This window comes from Serinicoccus shuyuelongi, assembly GCF_045032955.1.
In the GTDB taxonomy this organism is placed as follows: domain Bacteria; phylum Actinomycetota; class Actinomycetes; order Actinomycetales; family Dermatophilaceae; genus Ornithinicoccus.
In genome coordinates, this window is sequence record NZ_JBJFZU010000008.1 from 1 (window position 1) to 17,029 (window position 17,029).

Annotated in this window: 19 protein-coding genes; 3 read left to right on the forward strand and 16 right to left on the reverse strand. The window is 72.9% G+C overall.

Features of this window, described 5'->3' with window-relative positions:
* Window positions 1–227: PAC2 family protein (locus ACI3EY_RS10685; RefSeq protein WP_405040406.1), on the reverse strand; the 227-nt coding region annotated here is incomplete at its 3' end.
* 67 nt (window positions 228–294) lie between these two features.
* Between ACI3EY_RS10685 and ACI3EY_RS10690 the strand changes: the two genes are divergently transcribed.
* Window positions 295–1,053, forward strand: coding sequence for an HAD family hydrolase (locus ACI3EY_RS10690; RefSeq protein ID WP_405040407.1), 759 nt, complete (start codon window positions 295–297; stop codon window positions 1,051–1,053).
* On the opposite strand, the gene mshC is transcribed toward ACI3EY_RS10690, so the two are convergent.
* The 6 genes from mshC to ACI3EY_RS10720 are packed head-to-tail and all read right to left on the reverse strand — an operon-like array spanning window position 1,003 to window position 5,879.
* Complete coding sequence (gene mshC / locus ACI3EY_RS10695; RefSeq protein WP_405040408.1) at window positions 1,003–2,277, reverse strand: cysteine--1-D-myo-inosityl 2-amino-2-deoxy-alpha-D-glucopyranoside ligase; 1,275 nt, start codon at window positions 2,275–2,277, stop codon at window positions 1,003–1,005. The two genes, ACI3EY_RS10690 and mshC, sit on opposite strands and share 51 nt — an antisense overlap.
* A gap of 26 nt (window positions 2,278–2,303) precedes the next feature.
* Window positions 2,304–3,116, reverse strand: a complete 813-nt coding sequence (locus tag ACI3EY_RS10700) for an SCO1664 family protein (protein WP_405040409.1) — start codon at window positions 3,114–3,116, stop codon at window positions 2,304–2,306.
* A 1-nt stretch (window position 3,117) separates the two neighbouring features.
* Complete coding sequence (locus ACI3EY_RS10705; protein WP_405040410.1) at window positions 3,118–3,678, reverse strand: DUF3090 family protein; 561 nt, start codon at window positions 3,676–3,678, stop codon at window positions 3,118–3,120.
* 9 nt (window positions 3,679–3,687) lie between these two features.
* Window positions 3,688–4,440: an MSMEG_4193 family putative phosphomutase gene (locus tag ACI3EY_RS10710; RefSeq protein WP_405040411.1), complete on the reverse strand. Its 753-nt coding sequence runs from the start codon at window positions 4,438–4,440 to the stop codon at window positions 3,688–3,690.
* Window positions 4,440–5,489 (reverse strand): LLM class F420-dependent oxidoreductase, encoded by a 1,050-nt coding sequence (locus ACI3EY_RS10715; protein ID WP_405040412.1) that lies wholly within the window; start codon window positions 5,487–5,489, stop codon window positions 4,440–4,442. Before ACI3EY_RS10715 ends, ACI3EY_RS10710 begins: the two co-directional genes overlap by 1 nt.
* A gap of 3 nt (window positions 5,490–5,492) precedes the next feature.
* The gene (locus ACI3EY_RS10720) at window positions 5,493–5,879 is read right to left on the reverse strand and encodes a hypothetical protein (RefSeq protein WP_405040413.1); all 387 of its coding nucleotides are present in this window, start codon (window positions 5,877–5,879) and stop codon (window positions 5,493–5,495) included.
* Between the two features lie 79 nt (window positions 5,880–5,958).
* Between ACI3EY_RS10720 and ACI3EY_RS10725 the strand changes: the two genes are divergently transcribed.
* Window positions 5,959–6,144: a DUF5703 family protein gene (locus ACI3EY_RS10725; RefSeq protein ID WP_405037253.1), complete on the forward strand. Its 186-nt coding sequence runs from the start codon at window positions 5,959–5,961 to the stop codon at window positions 6,142–6,144.
* Between the two features lie 28 nt (window positions 6,145–6,172).
* Here the strand turns inward: ACI3EY_RS10725 and ACI3EY_RS10730 are convergent, their stop codons facing one another.
* The 8 genes from ACI3EY_RS10730 to ACI3EY_RS10765 all read right to left on the reverse strand — a co-directional run bounded on the left by ACI3EY_RS10730 (window position 6,173) and on the right by ACI3EY_RS10765 (window position 15,235).
* Window positions 6,173–7,516: a M20/M25/M40 family metallo-hydrolase gene (locus ACI3EY_RS10730; protein WP_405040414.1), complete on the reverse strand. Its 1,344-nt coding sequence runs from the start codon at window positions 7,514–7,516 to the stop codon at window positions 6,173–6,175.
* Window positions 7,517–7,565: 49 nt separating this feature from the next.
* Complete coding sequence (locus ACI3EY_RS10735; protein ID WP_405040415.1) at window positions 7,566–8,015, reverse strand: SRPBCC family protein; 450 nt, start codon at window positions 8,013–8,015, stop codon at window positions 7,566–7,568.
* A gap of 2 nt (window positions 8,016–8,017) precedes the next feature.
* Window positions 8,018–8,872, reverse strand: coding sequence for an FAD binding domain-containing protein (locus ACI3EY_RS10740; protein WP_405040416.1), 855 nt, complete (start codon window positions 8,870–8,872; stop codon window positions 8,018–8,020).
* A complete protein-coding gene (locus ACI3EY_RS10745) occupies window positions 8,869–11,394 on the reverse strand; it encodes a xanthine dehydrogenase family protein molybdopterin-binding subunit (RefSeq protein ID WP_405040417.1) in 2,526 nt (841 codons plus the stop codon). The genes ACI3EY_RS10740 and ACI3EY_RS10745 overlap by 4 nt, the downstream gene beginning before the upstream one ends.
* Window positions 11,391–11,879, reverse strand: coding sequence for a (2Fe-2S)-binding protein (locus ACI3EY_RS10750; protein ID WP_405040418.1), 489 nt, complete (start codon window positions 11,877–11,879; stop codon window positions 11,391–11,393). Before ACI3EY_RS10750 ends, ACI3EY_RS10745 begins: the two co-directional genes overlap by 4 nt.
* Before the next feature lie 87 nt (window positions 11,880–11,966).
* Window positions 11,967–13,103: an XdhC family protein gene (locus tag ACI3EY_RS10755; RefSeq protein ID WP_405040419.1), complete on the reverse strand. Its 1,137-nt coding sequence runs from the start codon at window positions 13,101–13,103 to the stop codon at window positions 11,967–11,969.
* The gene (locus tag ACI3EY_RS10760; RefSeq protein WP_405040420.1) at window positions 13,096–14,250 is read right to left on the reverse strand and encodes a vWA domain-containing protein; all 1,155 of its coding nucleotides are present in this window, start codon (window positions 14,248–14,250) and stop codon (window positions 13,096–13,098) included. Before ACI3EY_RS10760 ends, ACI3EY_RS10755 begins: the two co-directional genes overlap by 8 nt.
* Window positions 14,251–14,260: 10 nt before the next feature.
* On the reverse strand, window positions 14,261–15,235 hold the full coding sequence (locus ACI3EY_RS10765; protein WP_434056917.1) for an AAA family ATPase: 975 nt from the start codon (window positions 15,233–15,235) through the stop codon (window positions 14,261–14,263).
* Between ACI3EY_RS10765 and ACI3EY_RS10770 the strand changes: the two genes are divergently transcribed.
* Complete coding sequence (locus ACI3EY_RS10770) at window positions 15,234–15,599, forward strand: GntR family transcriptional regulator (RefSeq protein ID WP_405037262.1); 366 nt, start codon at window positions 15,234–15,236, stop codon at window positions 15,597–15,599. The two genes, ACI3EY_RS10765 and ACI3EY_RS10770, sit on opposite strands and share 2 nt — an antisense overlap.
* Before the next feature lie 3 nt (window positions 15,600–15,602).
* Here the strand turns inward: ACI3EY_RS10770 and ACI3EY_RS10775 are convergent, their stop codons facing one another.
* Entirely contained in the window at window positions 15,603–16,955 is a 1,353-nt protein-coding gene (locus ACI3EY_RS10775) for a rhodanese-like domain-containing protein (RefSeq protein ID WP_405040421.1), read from the reverse strand.
* Window positions 16,956–17,029: the final 74 nt, after the last annotated feature.

Genomic DNA, 17,029 nt, shown 5'->3' on the forward strand with positions numbered 1-17,029 from the left:
TGGGCCCGCCGGCCCCTCTCCCTCCCCTCGACGGTGAGGATCTGCGGTCTGTTCACCTGGAAGTCGTAGAAGTCCTCGGGGTCCATCGCGGCGACCACCTCCGCGTCCCAGACGCGGGCGAGGTGCTCGATCACCGCCGAGGCGCACTCGCCGGCGTCGTTCCATCCCTCGAAGGCGGCGATGACGATCGGGTCGCGCAGCTCCCCGGTCTCGTGCAGCTCGATCATTCCTCGCCTTCCTCGCGTCGCAGGACCGTGCCGTCCAGCCTACGTCCCGACCGTCTAGCGTGGAGCCGTGACCCGCGACACGACTTCCGCCACCGAGGCCACCGCCCCCGCCGCCGTCCCACCGCTGCTCCGAGCGGTGCTCTGGGACATGGACGGCACCATCGTCGACACCGAGCCCTACTGGATCGCCGAGGAGTACCGGCTGGTCGAGGAGGCGGGCGGGACGTGGTCGGACGCGGACGCCCACGAGCTCGTCGGCCAGGACCTGCTGACCTCGGCCCGGCTGATCCTGGACCGCACCCCCGTGCAGGGCACCCCGGAGCAGGTGGTGCGCCGGCTGCTGGGTGGGGTGGTCACCCGGATGCGGGATCACGTGCCGTGGCGCCCCGGGGCCCGGGAGCTGCTCGCGGAGCTGCGGGCCGAGGGCATACCGTGCGCGCTGGTAACGATGTCCTGGACCGAGCTGGCCGACGTGCTGGTCGAGCAGCTGCCCGAGGGCACCTTCGCCGCCGTCGTCACCGGGGACCAGGTGCAGCGCGGCAAGCCCGACCCGGAGGCCTACCAGGTCGCGGCCGGGCGGCTGGGGGTCGAGCCGGGCGGGTGCGTGGCGATCGAGGACTCCCCCACCGGCGCGACCTCGGCCATCGCCGCCGGCGTCCCCACCCTGGTGGTGCCGCACACGGTGCCGGTCCCCGAGCTGCGGGGCAGCGTCCGGGCCGACGGGCTCAGCGGTATGCGGGCCGCCGACCTCGGTGACGTCCTGGGCAGGCTCGCCTCAGAGCTGCACGCCGAGCAGGGTGTCGACGGCGCGGGCCACCAGGTCTGAGGCCGGCTCACCGGCGGCGACGTTCGTCGCCCAGGTGTCGACGGCGGCCAGCGCACCGGGGCTGTCCAGGTCGTCCGCCAGGCAGGCCCGCATCCGCGCCACGGTGGACTCACCCAGCTCGGTGACCGACTCGTGGGCCGCCATGTCGGCGGCCCGCTGCCACAGGTCCAACCGGTCCTGCGCCTCGCGCAGCAGCCCGTCGGTCCACTCCCACCCGGTCCGGTAGTGCTGGGCCAGCAGCACCAGCCGGATCGCCATCGGGTCCACGCCGGCGTGGCGCAGCTGGGAGACGAGCACCAGGTTGCCCTTGCTCTTGCTCATCTTCTCGCCGTCCAGGCCGACCATGGCCTGGTGGACGTAGGCCCGGGCGAAGGGCTCCCCGCTGAGCGCGGTCGCCTGCACGGCGCTCATCTCGTGGTGCGGGAAGATCAGGTCGGTGCCGCCGCCCTGCACGTCGAAGGGGGTACCCAGGTGGCGCTGGGCGATCGTGGAGCACTCGATGTGCCAGCCCGGCCGCCCACGGCCCAGGGTGCCGCCGTCCCAGTGCGGCTCACCCTCGCGCCCGGCCCGCCAGAGCAACGGGTCCAGCGGGTCCCGCTTGCCGGCCCGCTCGGGGTCCCCACCACGCTCGGCGAAGACCGCGGACATCTCCTCCCGTGACCACCCGGAGACGGTGCCGAAGGTGGGCTGGGTGGACAGGTCGAGGTACACGTCGACCTGTCGCGCGTCGGCGACCGTGGCCTGCCCCTCGGGGACCGGCACCTCGTAGGCGAGACCGGCGGCCAGCATCCGCTGCACGGCCTGCACGTCGTCCGGGATGCCCTCCACGGCACCGACGTAGTGGTCCGGCGCCAGCACCCGCAGCGCCTCCATGTCGGTGAAGAACAGCTCGATCTCGCGCTGCGCCAGGTCCTGCCAGGCGACCCCGTCGCGCTCGGCCCGCTCCAGCAGCGGCTCGTCGACGTCGGTGACGTTCTGCACGTACTCCACCGCCAGGCCGGCGTCCAACCAGGCCCGCTGCAGCAGGTCGAAGGTGACGTAGGTGGCGGCGTGCCCCACGTGGGTGGCGTCGTACGGGGTGATGCCGCAGACGTAGAGCCGCGCGGTCCCCTCACGCCCGGTCAGCTCGCGCAGCTCCCCCGAGGCGGTGTCGTGCACCCGTACGGCCTCACCACCCTGCTCGATCGGCAAGCGTGGGACGGGGGTGGTGGACCAAGTCTTCACAGCGGGGAGCCTAACCGTGCCCACCGTCACCACAACGGCCAGGGCAGCGGATAGCGCCCCGGCGGCGGCAGCGGGAGCGCGTCCGCCTCCAGCACCGCGGCGCAGCGGTCGTCCAGCGCCGACAGCTCCGCGGCGGAGAGCATCTCGGTGAGGGCCGGGAGATCCTGGACCGCCGAGCGCACGGCGCCCGTCGCGGCCCGGTCGGTCTCCGTCAACGGGTCGCCGGCCCAGCCCCACAGGACGCTGCGCAGCTTGTCCTCCTCGTGCAGGCATACCCCGTGGTCGAAGCCCCGCAGCCGCCCCTCGCGGTCCAGGGTCAGGTGCGCCGCCTTGCGGTCCGCGTTGTTGATGAGCACGTCGAGCAGGGCCATCGAGCGCAGCCGCGGGTCGTCGGCGTGGGCGATGACGAAGGGGGTGCCGTCCTCGTCCTCCCCGGTGACCACCGCGAGCCAGCCCTGCTCGGGCAGCGCGTCGGCCGGAAAGACGTCGACCAGCCCCGCCGAGGGGTCCGCGAGGCGCTCCTCGTCCTGCTCCACCCACCACTGCACCGAGCCGGGGCCGAACGGCCCGTCGCGCAGCACCGTCGGGGGCACCAGGTCGAACCCGCCGGCCCGGGACAGCAGGTATGCCGCCACCTCACGGGAGGCGAGGGTCCCGGCGGGGAAGTCGTGCAGCGGGCGTTCGCCGCGCACCGGCTTGTAGACCGCACGGTGGCCGGTTGGCCGTCCTTGCGCGTCGGTGAGGTCGACCAGGACGGTGAGGTTGCTGGCCTGCGGCAGTGCCCCGACCGGCTCGATGGTGAGGCGGGTCAGCAGGTCGAGCGCCTCGTCCTCCTGCACCTCAGCGGCGGTAGCCGTTGGCCCGTGGGCAGATGTGCCCGGTCGGGTCCAGCGGCTGACCGCAGAACGGGCAGGAGGGACGGCCGCCGTCCAGCGACGAGGCGCAGCGCAGCGCGAAGGCGCGGGCGCGGGCGGGCTCCAGCACCACCTTGAGCGACTGCGGCGGCAGCCCGGACCAGGGCAGGTCTGACTCCTCCGTCTCCGCCGGCAGGTCGGCGAGATCCTCGGCGTCCGGTCGGTCGTAGGCCTCGAGCACCACCATGCGGCGTCCGGCCTCCCAGGCCACCGAGAGCCGCTGCACCCGGAAGTCGTCCTCGAAGGGGGCGTCCAGGGGTGCGTTGTCGGTGAAGGTGGCGGCGGCCGCCTCGGCCCCGTCGTCCCCGGCGACGTCGTCGAGCAGCTCGACCAGGGACTCCCCGAGCAGGCGCACCTGCTCCTTCTCCAGCGACACCGTCATCATCCGGTTGCCGTCGGTCGCCTGCAGGAAGAAGGTGCGGCCCCCGGGCGGGCCGACGCTGCCGGCGACGCAACGTTCCGGCGGGTCGAAGACGTGCTCTGACATGTGGCCAGCCTACGTCGGCGGGGCGTCGGCGCCACCGCCACCACCCACCGCCGCGTCACCCGAGGCACCCTCGGACCGGAGCCGCGTGACGAGTCCCTGCAGGTCGACCGGGTCCGAGCCGGTGTCGTTGGTGCGCAGCACGAACGGGCGCGCGCTGGTGCGGTGCACGATGCTCAGCGACGCCGGGTCGACGACGATGCGCTGGAAGTCGTCCAGCGGGGTGGCCAGGGCGTCGGCCAGGATCGCCTTGATGACGTCGCCGTGGCTGACCGCCACCCAGACGCCCCCGGGACCGTGCTCGGCCTCGACGCGCGCGTCCCAGGCCCGCACGGCCGCGACGGCACGCTCCTGCATGCGGCGCATCGACTCGTGCGCGAAGGGCGGGTCGGTCAGGGTGTCGGTGGGGAAGGTCACGCTCGCGGGCCGGTCCTGCACGTCCCGCCAGAGGGGCTCCTCGGCCAGCTCGCTCAACGGGCGGCCGGTCCAGGCGCCGTAGCGCGCCTCCCCCAGGTCCTCCTCGGTGTGCCGTGCCACGTCCCGGTCCGCCGGCTGGGCGGCGAGCACGGCCGCCGCCGTCTCCTGGCAGCGCTGCAGCGGGCTGGCCACCACGGCCGCCAGCTCGGTGCCGGCCAGCCGTCCGGCCACGGTGCGCGCCTGGGTGGCCCCGTGCTCGTCGAGGCCGATGCCGGGGCTCCAGCCGGCGAGGCGGCCCTCGGCGTTGGAGCGGGTCCGGCCGTGCCGCAGCAGCAGGCAGATCGCCATCAGCCCTCGGCCTCCAGCCGGGCGTGCGCCTCGACGCAGGTCTCCAGCGCAGCGGTCCTGGCTTCCAGGTCGGCTCCCCAGGGGGCCACCGTGAGGGTGGTGATCCCGGCGTCCCGGTAGCGGCGCATCCGGGCCGTGATCCGGTCGGTGTCGCCGAGCAGGCTGGTGTCGTCCACGAACTGCGCGGGCAGTGCGGCGGCCGCGTCCCGGGCCTTGCCTGCGAGGTAGAGCTCCTGCACGCGGGTCGCCTCCTGCTCGTAGCCCATCCGGCAGGCGAGCTGGTTGTAGAAGTTGTGCTCGCGGCTGCCCATCCCGCCGACGTAGAGCGCCGGGTACGGGCTCACGGTGCGGACACACTCCTCCAGGTCGTCACCGACCGCGACCGCCACCGTGGCGTCCGTGCGGAACGGCTCCGCCGGTGGGGTATGCCGTCGCGCCAGCCCCGCCTCCAGGTGCGCGCGCTGCTCGGCGAAGTGGTCGGGGGCCACGAAGACCCCCAGCCACCCGTCGGCGATCTCTCCGGCGAGCTCGAGGTTGCGCGGACCGACGGCGGCCAGGTAGATCGGCACCGACGGCCGATGGGTGTGCGTCAGCCGGAGTGCCTTGCCCGGCCCGTCCGGCAGCGGCAGCGTGAAGAACTCCCCCTCGTGGGTGACCGGCCGGTGGGCCAGCGCCGTCCGGACGACCTGGACGTACTCCCGGGTGCGGGCCAGCGGGCGACCGAAGCGGACCCCGTGCCAGCCCTCCGAGACCTGCGGTCCGCTCACGCCCAGGCCTAGCCTGAACCGGCCGCCGGAGAGGCTGTCGATGCTCACCGCGGCCATCGCGGTGGCGGCCGGCGTGCGCCCGGGGATCTGCAGCACCCCTGCGCCCAGCCCGATGCGCTGCGTGCGGGCAGCCACGAAGGACAGGATGCTCACCGCGTCCGGCCCGTAGGCCTCGGCGACCCAGAGCACGTCGACCCCGAGCTCGTCGGCACGCTGCACCAGCGCGAGGTTCTCCTCGTCGCGGCCCTGCCCCCAGAAGCCGCAGCTCAGTCCCAGCCGCACGCGTCAGGCCCGCGAGTTGTCGACGTCGAGCGACCCGTCGTCGTCCTCGTCGTCTTCATCTTCGTCATCGTCATCATCGTCGTCGTCGTCATCCCCCTCGACGTCGTCATACCCGAGGTCGGCGTCGTCCTCGTCCTCCTCCTCGTCGTCATCTTCCTCATCGTCATCGTCGTCGTCCGAGGTGAGCTCCTCGTCGTACACCTCCAACGGGGTGACCTCGCCATAGGCGTCCATCAGGGCGTCGTCATAGCTGGTGAAGGCCTCGGCGATGTGCTCGTAGGCCTCGACCACGGCCGGGTCGTCGTCGCCCCGGCTCACCGCGGCGGTCTCCAGGTGGGTCTCCAGGGCGGCGACGAGGGCGGACAGGGCTGCGCGCGGGTCTGCGGTCATGAGGTGACGGTAGCGCGAATGTCCGGGTGCGCGCGGCGGGTTCCGACGCGCGCACCCGGGTGCCTATGCTTGGCGCTCGATGGTGGAGTACGAGTTCCGGGAGCTGACGTTCCACCGCGACCAGGGTCGCGGTGAGGTGCGGCAGGCGCTGACGGAGCACGCCGAGTACGGCGCCTGGGAGCTGGTCCGGGTGCGCGTCTTCATGGGTGGCCTGCGCAAGGTGGTCCTGCGTCGCAAGATCATCCGGGTGCGCCGCACCGCCTGACCCTCCGCCAGGGCCCCACCGTGAGGGCTCAGCAGTCGGCGACCAGCTGACCCAGGACCCGGGTGCCGAAGCGGAGCGCGTCGGTGGGGACCCGCTCGTCGATCCCGTGGAACATCCCGACGAAGTCGAGGTCGTCCGGCAGCCGCAGCGGGGCGAACCCGTACCCGGTGATGCCCAGCCGGGACAGGTGCTTGTTGTCGGTGCCCCCCGACAGGCAGTACGGGAGCACGTGCGCGCCGGGGTCCTCCTTGAGCAGGGCCCGCTTCATCGAGTCCACCAGCTCCCCGCTGGACGGTGCCTCCAGCGCCACGTCCTTGTGCAGGATCTCCACCTCGACGTGCTCACCGGCCAGCTCGTCGATGATCCGCAGCAGCTCGTCCTCGTGGCCCGGCAGGAAGCGGCAGTCCAGCGACGCGGACGCACTCTGCGGGATGACGTTGTGCTTGTAGCCGGAGTCCAGCATGGAGAAGTTGGAGGTGTCCCGCAGGGTGCCCTCGACGAAGCGTCGGGCACCACCGAGGCGCTGCAGCAGCTCCTCCAGGTTCTCGTCGCTCCACGGCTCACCGGTGATCCCGGCGACGCCGTCGAAGAGCTCCCGGACGGAGGCGATGTAGGTGCGCGGCCACGGGTGCGCGTCGATCCGGGCGATCGCCTCGGCGAGGCGGACGATGGCGTTCTCCTCGTTGGGCACCGACCCGTGCCCGGCCCGTCCGTGGGCGTGCAGCCGCAGCCACGCGATCCCCTTCTCCGCGGTCTGCAGCAGGTATGCCCGGGACGGACCGCCGGTCGCGTGGTCCGGGAGGGTGATCGAGAAGCCGCCGACCTCGCTGATCGCCTCGGTGCACCCCTGGAACCACTCCGGGTGCTCGGCGACGACGTGCCCGGCCCCCTTGACGCCACCGGCCTCCTCGTCCGCGAAGAACGCCCAGACGATGTCCCGGGGCGGCTTCTGGCCCGAGCGCGCCAGCTCGCGGAGGGTGGCGATGAGCATGGCGTCCATGTCCTTCATGTCCACCGCGCCCCGGCCCCAGATCATGCCGTCCTTCTCCTCGGCCGCGAACGGGTCCACCGACCAGTCCTTGGCCTCGGCCGGCACGACGTCGAGGTGGCCGTGCAGCACCAGCCCGCCCCGGCTGCTGTCCCGGCCCTCGGTGCGGACCACGACGCTGGCCCGTCCGGGGTCGGACTCGGTCAGCTGCGGCTCCAGGCCCACCTCCTGCAGCAGGCCCATCACGTACTCGGCGGCAGCACGCTCACCGGGCCCCGACCCGTCGCCGTAGTTGCTGGTGTCGATCCGGATCAGCTCGCGGCAGATCTGGACCGCTTCCTCCTCGGCCCTGCTGGAACCGGTCATCTCAGGCGTCGTCGTCATGCCGGCCACCCTAACGAGGTGGTGACCGGCAGGCACGGGCTCGGGTGCCTCACCCGCCGAGCTTGCCCTCGATGCAGTCCACGAACTGGCCGAGCAGCTTGTCCGAGACGCTCTGCATGACGCCCCGGCCGAACTGGGCAGGCTTGCCGGTGATGTTCATCGCGGTCGCCACGTCGGCCCTGGTGCCCTCACCGTCCGGGGTCAGCTGCACGGTGACGGTGGCCGAGGCGTTGCCGAGCCCGCGCAGGCCCTTCCCGAGGCCCTCGATGACGGCCCGGTGGGCCTCGTCGTCACGCTCGACGAAGCGGCCCTCGCCCTGGTAGGTCACCGCGATCGGGCCGAGCTTCACCTTGACGGTGCCGGTGAACTCCTCCTCGGTGGCGGAGGTCACCGTGGCACCGGGGAAGCAGCTGCCGACCTCGTGCAGGTCGGTCAGCAGCTCCCAGGTGCGCTCCGGTGTCGCGGCCACCGTGAAGGAGTGGTTGAGCTCCAGCGCCATCCTCAGGCCCCTGCCGCCGTGAGCACGGCCCGACGGGTCAGCACCCCGGCCACGTGCCTGCGGTAGTCCGCCTGGCCGTTGAGGTCCGAGGGCGGGTCGGTGCCCTCCCCCACCTGCGCACAGACTCCGGCGATGGCCTCCTCGGTGGCCTCCTTGCCGACCAGGGCCTCCTCCACCGCCGTCGCCCGCAGCGGCGTGGAGCCCATGTTCGTCAGGCCCACCCTGGCCTCGGCGATGGTGCCGCCCTCGACCCGGACGGCCGCGGCGATCCCGAGGATCGCCCACTGGTGGGAGACGCGCACGAACTTCTCGTAGTGCGAGCCCCAGCCGGTGTGCTTGGGGATCTCGACGGCGGTGAGCAGCTCGCCCTCACCCACCGCGGTCTCGAAGAGGTCGACGAAGAAGTCGGCCCCGTCGACGGTGCGCTCCCCGTCCGGGCCCTGGATGACCATCCGCCCGCCGAGCGCCAGCACCGGGGCACCGACGTCACCGGCCGGGTCGGCGTGCGCCAGCGCCCCGCAGACGGTGCCCCGGTGCCGGATCTGGGCGTCGGCGACCTCGGTCAGGGCCTGGTGCAGCAGCGCGAGGTGCTCGCTGACCAGGTCGGAGTCCAGGACGTCCTGGTAGGTCGCCCCGGCACCGATGCGGACGGCGTCCCCGGTGTCGGTGACGCCCTTGATCTCCTCGATGCGGGAGATGTCGACGATGATGCCCGGGGCGTTCAGCCGCATCCGGAGCACCGGCAGCAGCGACTGCCCGCCGGAGAGCACCTTGGCCTCGTCACCGTGCTCGGCCAGCAGCGCGAGGGCCTCCGCCACGGTGGCCGGGGCGGCGTACTCGAACTCGGGGGGGATCATGCCTGGCCGCCTTCCTGCGGGGTCTGCACCTGTGCGCCGGCGGCACCAGGCTCGTCGTGGTTGGGCTCGCCGGCCCGGAAGTGACCGGCGGCGTCCTCGGCGGTCGGTGCGTGACCGTCGCCTCCACCGGCCGCGTCGGTGCTGTGGATCGCCCGCCAGACCCGTTCCGGGGTGCACGGCATGAGGATGTCCTGCACGCCGAACTGCCGGATCGCGTCGAGCACCGCGTTGACCACCGCCGGGGTGGAGGCGATGCAGCCAGCCTCCCCGACGCCCTTCACGCCCAGGTCGTTGGACGTGGCCGGGGACGTGGTGCGGTCGGTGACGAAGCTGATGGTGTCGGCGGACGTGGGCAGCGTGTAGTCCACGAAGGAGCCGGAGACCAGGGTGCCCTGGTCGTCGTACACCGCCTCCTCCCAGAGGGCCTGCGCGATGCCCTGCACCAGCCCGCCGTGCACCTGGCCGTCGACGATCAGCGGGTTGACCACGTTGCCGATGTCGTCGACGCACACGTAGGAACGCATGCTCGAGGCACCGGTCTCGGTGTCGATCTCCATCGCGCACAGGTGCGTCCCGTGCGGGAAGGAGAAGTTGACCGGGTCGAAGGTGGCGTCCGCGTCCAGGCTCGGCTCCATCCCGTCCGGCAGGTCGTGGGCCGCGAAGACCGCCAGTGCCAGGGAGGCCAGCGTCAGCCCTTCCTGCTCCGACCCGGCCCCGGAGACGGTGAACTTCCCGCCGGAGAACTCCAGGTCGTCGACGTTGGCCTCGAGCATGTGCGCCGCCAATGGCCGCGCCTTCTCGACGACCTTCTTGGCGGCGTTGATGACGGCCTGCCCACCCACGACGAGCGACCGGGACCCGTAGGTGTCCAGGCCCTTGTGGCTGATCTGGGTGTCGCCGTGCAGCACCTCGACGTCCTCGAAGGGCACGCCGAGCTGGTCGGCCACGATCTGGCTCCAGGCGGTCTCGTGACCCTGACCGTGCGCCGAGGACCCGGTGATGACCTCGACCTTGCCGCTGGGCAGCATCCGCACCGAGGCGTGCTCCCAGCCGCCGGCCCCGTAGTTGAGCGAGCCGAGGACCCGGGACGGCGCCAGGCCGCACATCTCGGTGAACGTCGAGATGCCCAGGCCCAGCTGCACCCGGTCACCGTTCTCCCGGCGCCGCGCCTGCTCGGCCCGCAGCTCGTCATACCCGAAGAGCTCCTTGGCGCGCTCGGTGGCCGCCTCGTAGTTCCCGGAGTCGTACTCCAGGCCGCAGACGGTGGTGAACGGGAACTCCTCGTGGGTGATCCAGTTCTGCTCGCGCACCTCCATCGGGTCCCGGCCGAGCTCATGAGCGAGCTCGTCCATGATCCGCTCGATCGCGAACGTCGCCTCGGGCCTGCCTGCGCCGCGGTAGGCGTCGGTCCAGGTCTTGTTGGTGAAGACGTTGGTGCAGGAGAAGCGGTAGGAGCCGAACTTGTAGATGGAGTTGAACATGAACGCACCCAGGATCGGCACCCCCGGGGTGACCAGGCCGAGGTAGGCCCCCATGTCGGCGAGCAGCTCGACCTTGAGGCCGGTGACGGTGCCGTCCTTCTTCGCGGCGAGGGTGAGCTTCTGCCACTGGTCCCGCCCGTGGTGCGCGGCCAGCAGGCTCTCGCTGCGGGTCTCGGTCCACTTGCACGGCTTGCCGGTGTGCCGGGCCAGCAGGAAGGTGATGATCTCCTCCGGGGTGACCTGCAGCTTGCCGCCGAAGCCACCACCCACGTCGGGCGCGATGACCCGGATCTTGGACTCGGAGACCCCGAGGGTCAGCGCCAGCATCAGTCGCAGGATGTGCGGCACCTGGGTGGCCGACCACATGACGAACTGCTCGCCGGTGGGGTCGACCACGGTGGAGCGCGGCTCCATGAAGGCGGGGATGAGGCGCTGCTGGCGGAAATCGCGCTCGATGAGCACCTCCGCGTCCCGGATGGCGTCCTCGACGTCGCCGCCCGTCCCGGCCTCGGCCGAGTCGAAGACCCAGGTGGCGGACCGGTTGGTGCCCAGGTCGGGGTGCGCGAGCACCTCGTCGGCGGCGGAGGCCCGCAGCTCGAGGGCTGCGGGGAGCTCCTGGTAGTCCACGTCGACCAGCTCGGCGGCGTCCCGGGCGGCAGCCGCGCTGCGGGCGGCCACGACGGCGACGACCTCACCGGAGAAGGCGACCCGGTCGACGGCGATCGCCGGGTGCGGGGGTGCCTTCTGGTCCTCGGTGATCGGCCAGGCGCACGGCAGGCTGCCCTGCAGGTCCTTGACATCCTCGCCGGTCAGCACCGCGACGACGCCCTGCGCCTCGCGGGCGGCGGTGGTGTCGATGCCGGTGATCCGGGCGTGCGCCACCGGGCTGCGCACCATGGCCAGGTGCAGCATCCCCGGCAACGTCATGTTGTCGGTCCACCGGGTGCGGCCGGTGATCAGGCGCTGGTCCTCCTTGCGCCGGCGGTCCCGGCCGACCTCGAGGGCCGGGGCCTGCTCGGTGCGCTCGTCGACGGCGGTCATGACCGCTCACCCCCGGTCGCTCCGGACTGCCCGGAGGCCTGCAGGACCGCCTTGACGATGTTGTGGTAGCCGGTACAGCGGCAGAGGTTGCCCTCCATGCCGACCCGGACCTCCTCCTCGGTGGGCGAGGGGTTGTCGTTCAGCAGGTCGGTGGCCTGGATGATCATCCCGGGGGTGCAGAACCCGCACTGCAGCGCGTGGCAGTCCCGGAAGGCCTCCTGGACCGGGGTGAGGTCCCCCTCGACGGTGTCCGACAAGCCCTCGATGGTGGTCACCTCGTGCCCATCCGCCTGGACCGCGAGCACGTTGCAGGACTTCACGCTGCGCCCGTCGAGCATGACCGTGCAGGCGCCGCAGTTGCTGGTGTCGCAGCCCACCACGGTCCCGGTCTTCCCCAGGTTCTCCCGCAGGTGGTGGACGAGGAGCGTGCGGGGCTCCACCTCGTCCGTGTAGCTGGTGCCGTCGACTGTCACGGTGATCTTCATACGGCTCTCTCCTCCGGCGGGGACGTCGTTGTCCCTCCTGATCCTGCCGTGACCCAGGTCACGGCGCAACAGGGAGGAGGCCGCTGATCAGTCGGTATGCCGGTGGATGGCACCGGTGGTCTCGCGCAGCGGCTCCCCACCGCCGCCCCAGCGCAGCGCGATGATCTCGGCGGCGATGCTCACCGCCGTCTCCTCCGGGGTGCGGGCGCCCAGGTCCAGACCGACGGGGCTGCGCAGCGGGGCCAGCTGCTCGGGGGTCAGCCCGACCTCGCGCAACCTCGCCAACCGGTCCTCGTGCGTGCGCCGCGAGCCCATCGCGCCGATGTAGGCCAGCTGCGGGCCGCCGTCGCCCAGCAGCACCTGCAGCAGCGGCACGTCGAACTTGGGGTCGTGGGTGAGCACGCACGCCACCGTGCGGGAGTCGAGGGCTCCCTCCGCCAGCTGCGCCTCGACGTAGCGGTGCGGCCAGGACACGACGACCTCATCGGCGTCGGGGAACCGGCTGCGGGTGGCGAACACCGGTCGTGCGTCGCAGACCGTCACCTCGTAGCCGAGGAAGCTGCCGATCCGCGCCACCGCTGCGGCGAAGTCGATGGCGCCGAAGACGAGCATCCGCGGGCGGGGCGCGTAGGAGGCGACGAACACGCGCATACCGTCACCGCGGCGTTCCCCGTCCGGCCCGTACTCCAGGGTGGCGGTACGGCCCTGGGCGAGCATGCCGCGGGCGTCGTCGGTGACCGCGGAGTCCGCACGTCCGCTGCCCAGCGACCCCGAGGACGGCACCCCCTCCGGTCGCACCACGAGGCGGGTGCCGAGGCGGGTCGGGTCGGGGTGCTCGACCACGGTGGCCACGGTGACCGGCCGCCCGGCGGCGATGTCGGCCGCGACCTCACCCAGCTCCGGGAAGTCGGCCCGGGAGAGCCGTTCGACGTAGACGTCGAGGATGCCGCCGCAGGTCAGCCCCACCCCCATCGCCTCGTCGTCGGAGACGCCGTAGCGCTGCAGCACCGGCTCCCCGGTGTCGATGACCTGCCGGCCGAGCTCGTAGACCGCCCCCTCCACGCAGCCGCCGGAGACCGAGCCGACGGCCTCGCCGTCGACGCCGACGAGCATCGCGGCACCGGGCTGCCGGGGGGCCGAACGCCAGGTGCCGACGACGGTGGCCAGGGCGACGGTCGACCCGTCCTCCCACCACGGCAGCAGCCGGTCCAGGACGTCACGCACCAGCCACCACGTCCAGCACCTCCTCGAACGCCGCCAGGGAGTGCCCCGCGACGAGACGGTCGATGTGGGGCAGCACCGCGACGATACCTCCCTGCACCGGTTGGTAGCCCGCCTTGCCGCGGTGCGGGTTGACCCAGACGACCCGGTGCGCCAGCGCCCTCAGCCGGCGCATCTGCTCCCCGAGGGCGCCCGGGTCCTGCCGTTCCCAGCCGTCGCTGAGGACGACGACGACGGCCCCGCGCGCCATCCCGCGCCGTCCGAACCGGCGCAGGAACACCTCCACGGACTCCGCGATCCTGGTCCCGCCCGACCAGTCGGGCACCGTCTCCCCGGCGGCCAGCAGGGCCCGGTCCGGGTCCCGTTCGCGCAGCGCGCGGGTGACGTGGGTGAGGCGGGTGCCGACGGTGAAGACCTCGGTGCCCCGCGGGTCCGCCTGGACCATCACGTGCGCCAGCCGCAGCAGGCTGTCGGCGTAGGAGCTCATCGAGCCGGAGACGTCGACCAGCAGCACCACCGGTCGCCGCCGGGTGGCGGTCTCGCGGTAGCGCACCTGGGCCGGCTCGCCGAGGGTGCGCAGGTGCGCCCGGACCGTGGCCCAGCCGTCGATCCGTCCCCGCCGTGCGGGGTCGTGCCGTCGGCCGCGACGGGTGGGTGGGCGCGCCTCGAGGGTGGCGAACTGGCGGCGCAGCGCGGCCCGGTCGGCCGGCGACAGCCCGGCCACGTCGCGGTGGCGCAGCACCTCCTGGGCCGAGGCGGCGGCGCGTACGACGTCGCTGCCCTCGGACGGACCGCCGTCGGACTCCGGCTCCTCCAGCGACGCCTGCACGGTGGGGGTTCGGGGGGTGTCCTCGGTGCTGACCGCGTGCATCGGACGGCCCCCGAACCAGCCGGTGAAGACGCGGTCGTAGGGCTCGACGTCGGCCGGTCCGGCGGTCAGCGTCCCCCGGCCGGCCCAGTACACCCCCGCCCGCCGGTCCACACCCACCTCGGCGCAGGCCTGCAGGAAGGTCCGCTCCCGGTCCGCGCTCACCGGCAGCCCGGCCGCCCGGCAGGCGCGGGCGAACCCGCCGAGCAGCTGGCCGGCGTCCCAGCCGTCCCCGGGCGGCGGTGCCGCGGCGGCGTCGGTGGCGTCGGTGGAGGAGGTCACGGCATACCTGCTAGCGGGTGAGCATCCGGTCCAGCGCGACCCGCACCCGCTCGGTGTCCTCGCGGTACTTGACCGCAGCACCCATGGTGGCGGCGGCGACCTCCGGGTCGAGCCGGCTCTGGCCCAGCGCGGCGAGCGCGCGCACCCAGTCCAGGGTCTCGGCGACGCCGGGTGGCTTGACCAGCTCGTCCTCGGCGCGCAGCTGCTGCACCACCTCGACCACCTGGCGGGCCAGCTCGGGCTCCACCTGCGGGAGGCGGGCCCGGACGATCTCCAGCTCGCGCGCCAGCCCGGGGTGCTCGATCCAGTGGTAGAGGCAGCGCCGCTTGAGGGCGTCGTGCAGCTCACGGGTGCGGTTGGAGGTGAGCACCACGAAGGGCGGCGTGGTCGCGGAGACCACGCCCAGCTCGGGGATGCTGACCGACCAGGTGGAGAGCACCTCGAGCAGGAACGCCTCGAACTCGTCGTCGGCGCGGTCGATCTCGTCGATCAGCAGCACGCAGGGCGCCTCGCGCAGGGCCCGCAGCACCGGGCGGGCCTGCAGGAAGCGTTCGTCGAAGAGGTCGGCCTCGAGCCGGGTCACGGCGTCAGCGTCACCACCCTCGGCGGATCCGGCGAGCGCCTCCACCGCGCGCAGGTGCAGGATCTGCCGGGGGAAGTCCCAGTCGTAGAGCGCCTGGGACGCCTCGATGCCCTCGTAGCACTGGAGCCGGATCAGCGGCACCCCCTGCAGCTCGGCGAGGGCCTCGGCGAGCGCGGTCTTGCCGGTGCCGGGCTCGCCCTCGAGCAGCAGCGGTCGCCGCAGCGCGTGCGCCAGCCAGGTCACCGTGGCCAGTCCCTCGTCCGGCAGGTATGCCGTCTCCCGCAGGGCCGCGCTCAGGGTGTCGGGGCTGGTCAGCGGGTCGGCATGCATGGCCCGAGACTGCCGCACCGGGCCGGGGATGTCCACGCGGGAGGTGCGCTTGCGCCGTAGGGTCGTCCGCATGGATGCACCCAGGGCGTGGACGGTCCGGATCGACCCGGAGGCGACCGTGCCGGTCTTCGAGCAGGTCGTCGCCCAGGTGGTCGCCGGGGTCCGCACCGGGGCGCTGGTGCCCGGGGAGCGGCTGCCCCCGGTGCGCCGGCTCGCGGAGGACCTGGGGGTGGCGGTGAACACGGTGGCGAAGGCATACCGGCGCCTCGAGGAGGAGGGGCACGTCGAGACCCGGGGCCGTGGCGGCACGGTGGTCCGGGGCGAGCTGGCCCCGGAGTCACCGGTGGGCGCCGCGGCGGAGGAGCTGGTGCGGATGGCCCGCTCCGCCGGGTTGGACCTGGAGCAGACCGTCGGGCTGCTGCGCCGCTCCTGGTGAGGGTCAGGCGGTGAGCGGCACCCCGGCCGCCTCCGCGTCCCCGAAGGCGGCGTCGACGTGCACGGGGCTGCCACCGGCACGCTGGATCAGGCTGGCGGCGACCCCGGCCCGGTAGCCGGATCCGCAGTGCACCCAGACCGTGCCGGTCGGGACCTCGTCCATCCGGGTCAGCAGTTCGTGCAGCGGCACGTTGACCGAACCGTCGACGTGCGAGGCCGCGTACTCATCGGCGCGGCGCACGTCCAGCACCGGCTCGTCGGAGGGACGCTCGGCGAGCATCTGCTCCCAGCCCACCCGGCGGTAGGACGCGGTGGCGACCTCGGGGGCCATCTGGGCCGGACCCGAGCCGAGGGCCGCGTCCGGGGAGTCGATGCCGATCCGGGACAGGTCCCTGATCGCCTGCTCCACCTGCTCACGGCTGCCGGCCAGGGTGATCCGGTCGTTCCAGGGCAGCACCCACCCGAGGAAGGTGGTGAAGCTGGCCCCGTCGCCGTACTCGAAGCTCACCGCGCCCGACAGGTGCCCGTCGGCGAAGGCCACCCGCTCGCGCAGGTCCACCACCCACTCCCCCTGCTGCAGGCGCCGGGTCAGCTCGTCCGCGTCCAGCGGCTCGGGCACGGTGAGGTCCACCGGGTCGGGCCCCTTGAGGTTCGCCGGCCCCATGTGCGCGTAGTAGGTCGGGTAGGCGCTGAGGTTGGCGATCAGCTGCTCGACGAAGTGCGCCTCGTCCTCGTCGGTGAGGGCGTGGTTGTGCGCCCGCTGCTCGGCCATGGTCGAGCTGTCCGCCCCGGTCGCCGGTCCGCTCGAGCAGAACGAGCCGAAACCGTGGGTCGGGTAGAGCGCGGCGTCCTCCTGCGCCTGCCCGACCAGCCGCCGCACCGAGGCGTACTGCGCGTGCGTGAGCTGGGTGGTCTTGGCGGGCCCGACCAGGTCGGTGCGGCCGACGGAGCCGAAGAGCAGGCTGCCGCCGGAGAACACCGCCTGCTCCCCGTCGTGGGTGACCACGTAGGACAGGTGGGTCTCGGTGTGCCCGGGGGTCGATACCGCCCGCACCTGCAGCTCCCCCACGTCCACCCGCTCGCCGTCGGTGATCGGGGTGTGCTCGAACTGCACCGGGTCCGCGGCGTTGACCAGGTAGGCCGCGCCCGTCTCCCGGGCCAGCTCCAGCCCCCCGGTGACGTAGTCGTTGTGGATGTGCGTCTCGGCGACGTGGGTGATGCGCACCCCGGCGGCCTCGGCGGCGGCGATGACGCGGTCGATGTCGCGCTGCGGGTCCACGACCAGGGCGACCCGGCCGTCGTGCACCAGGTAGGACCTGTCGCCGAGGGCGGAGGTGTCGATGACGGTGACGTCCATGAGGGGTGGTTCTCCTTCGGTTTGGCGGTGGTACCAAATGTACGTACTATTGCTGTCAGGTGCAACAGCACCAC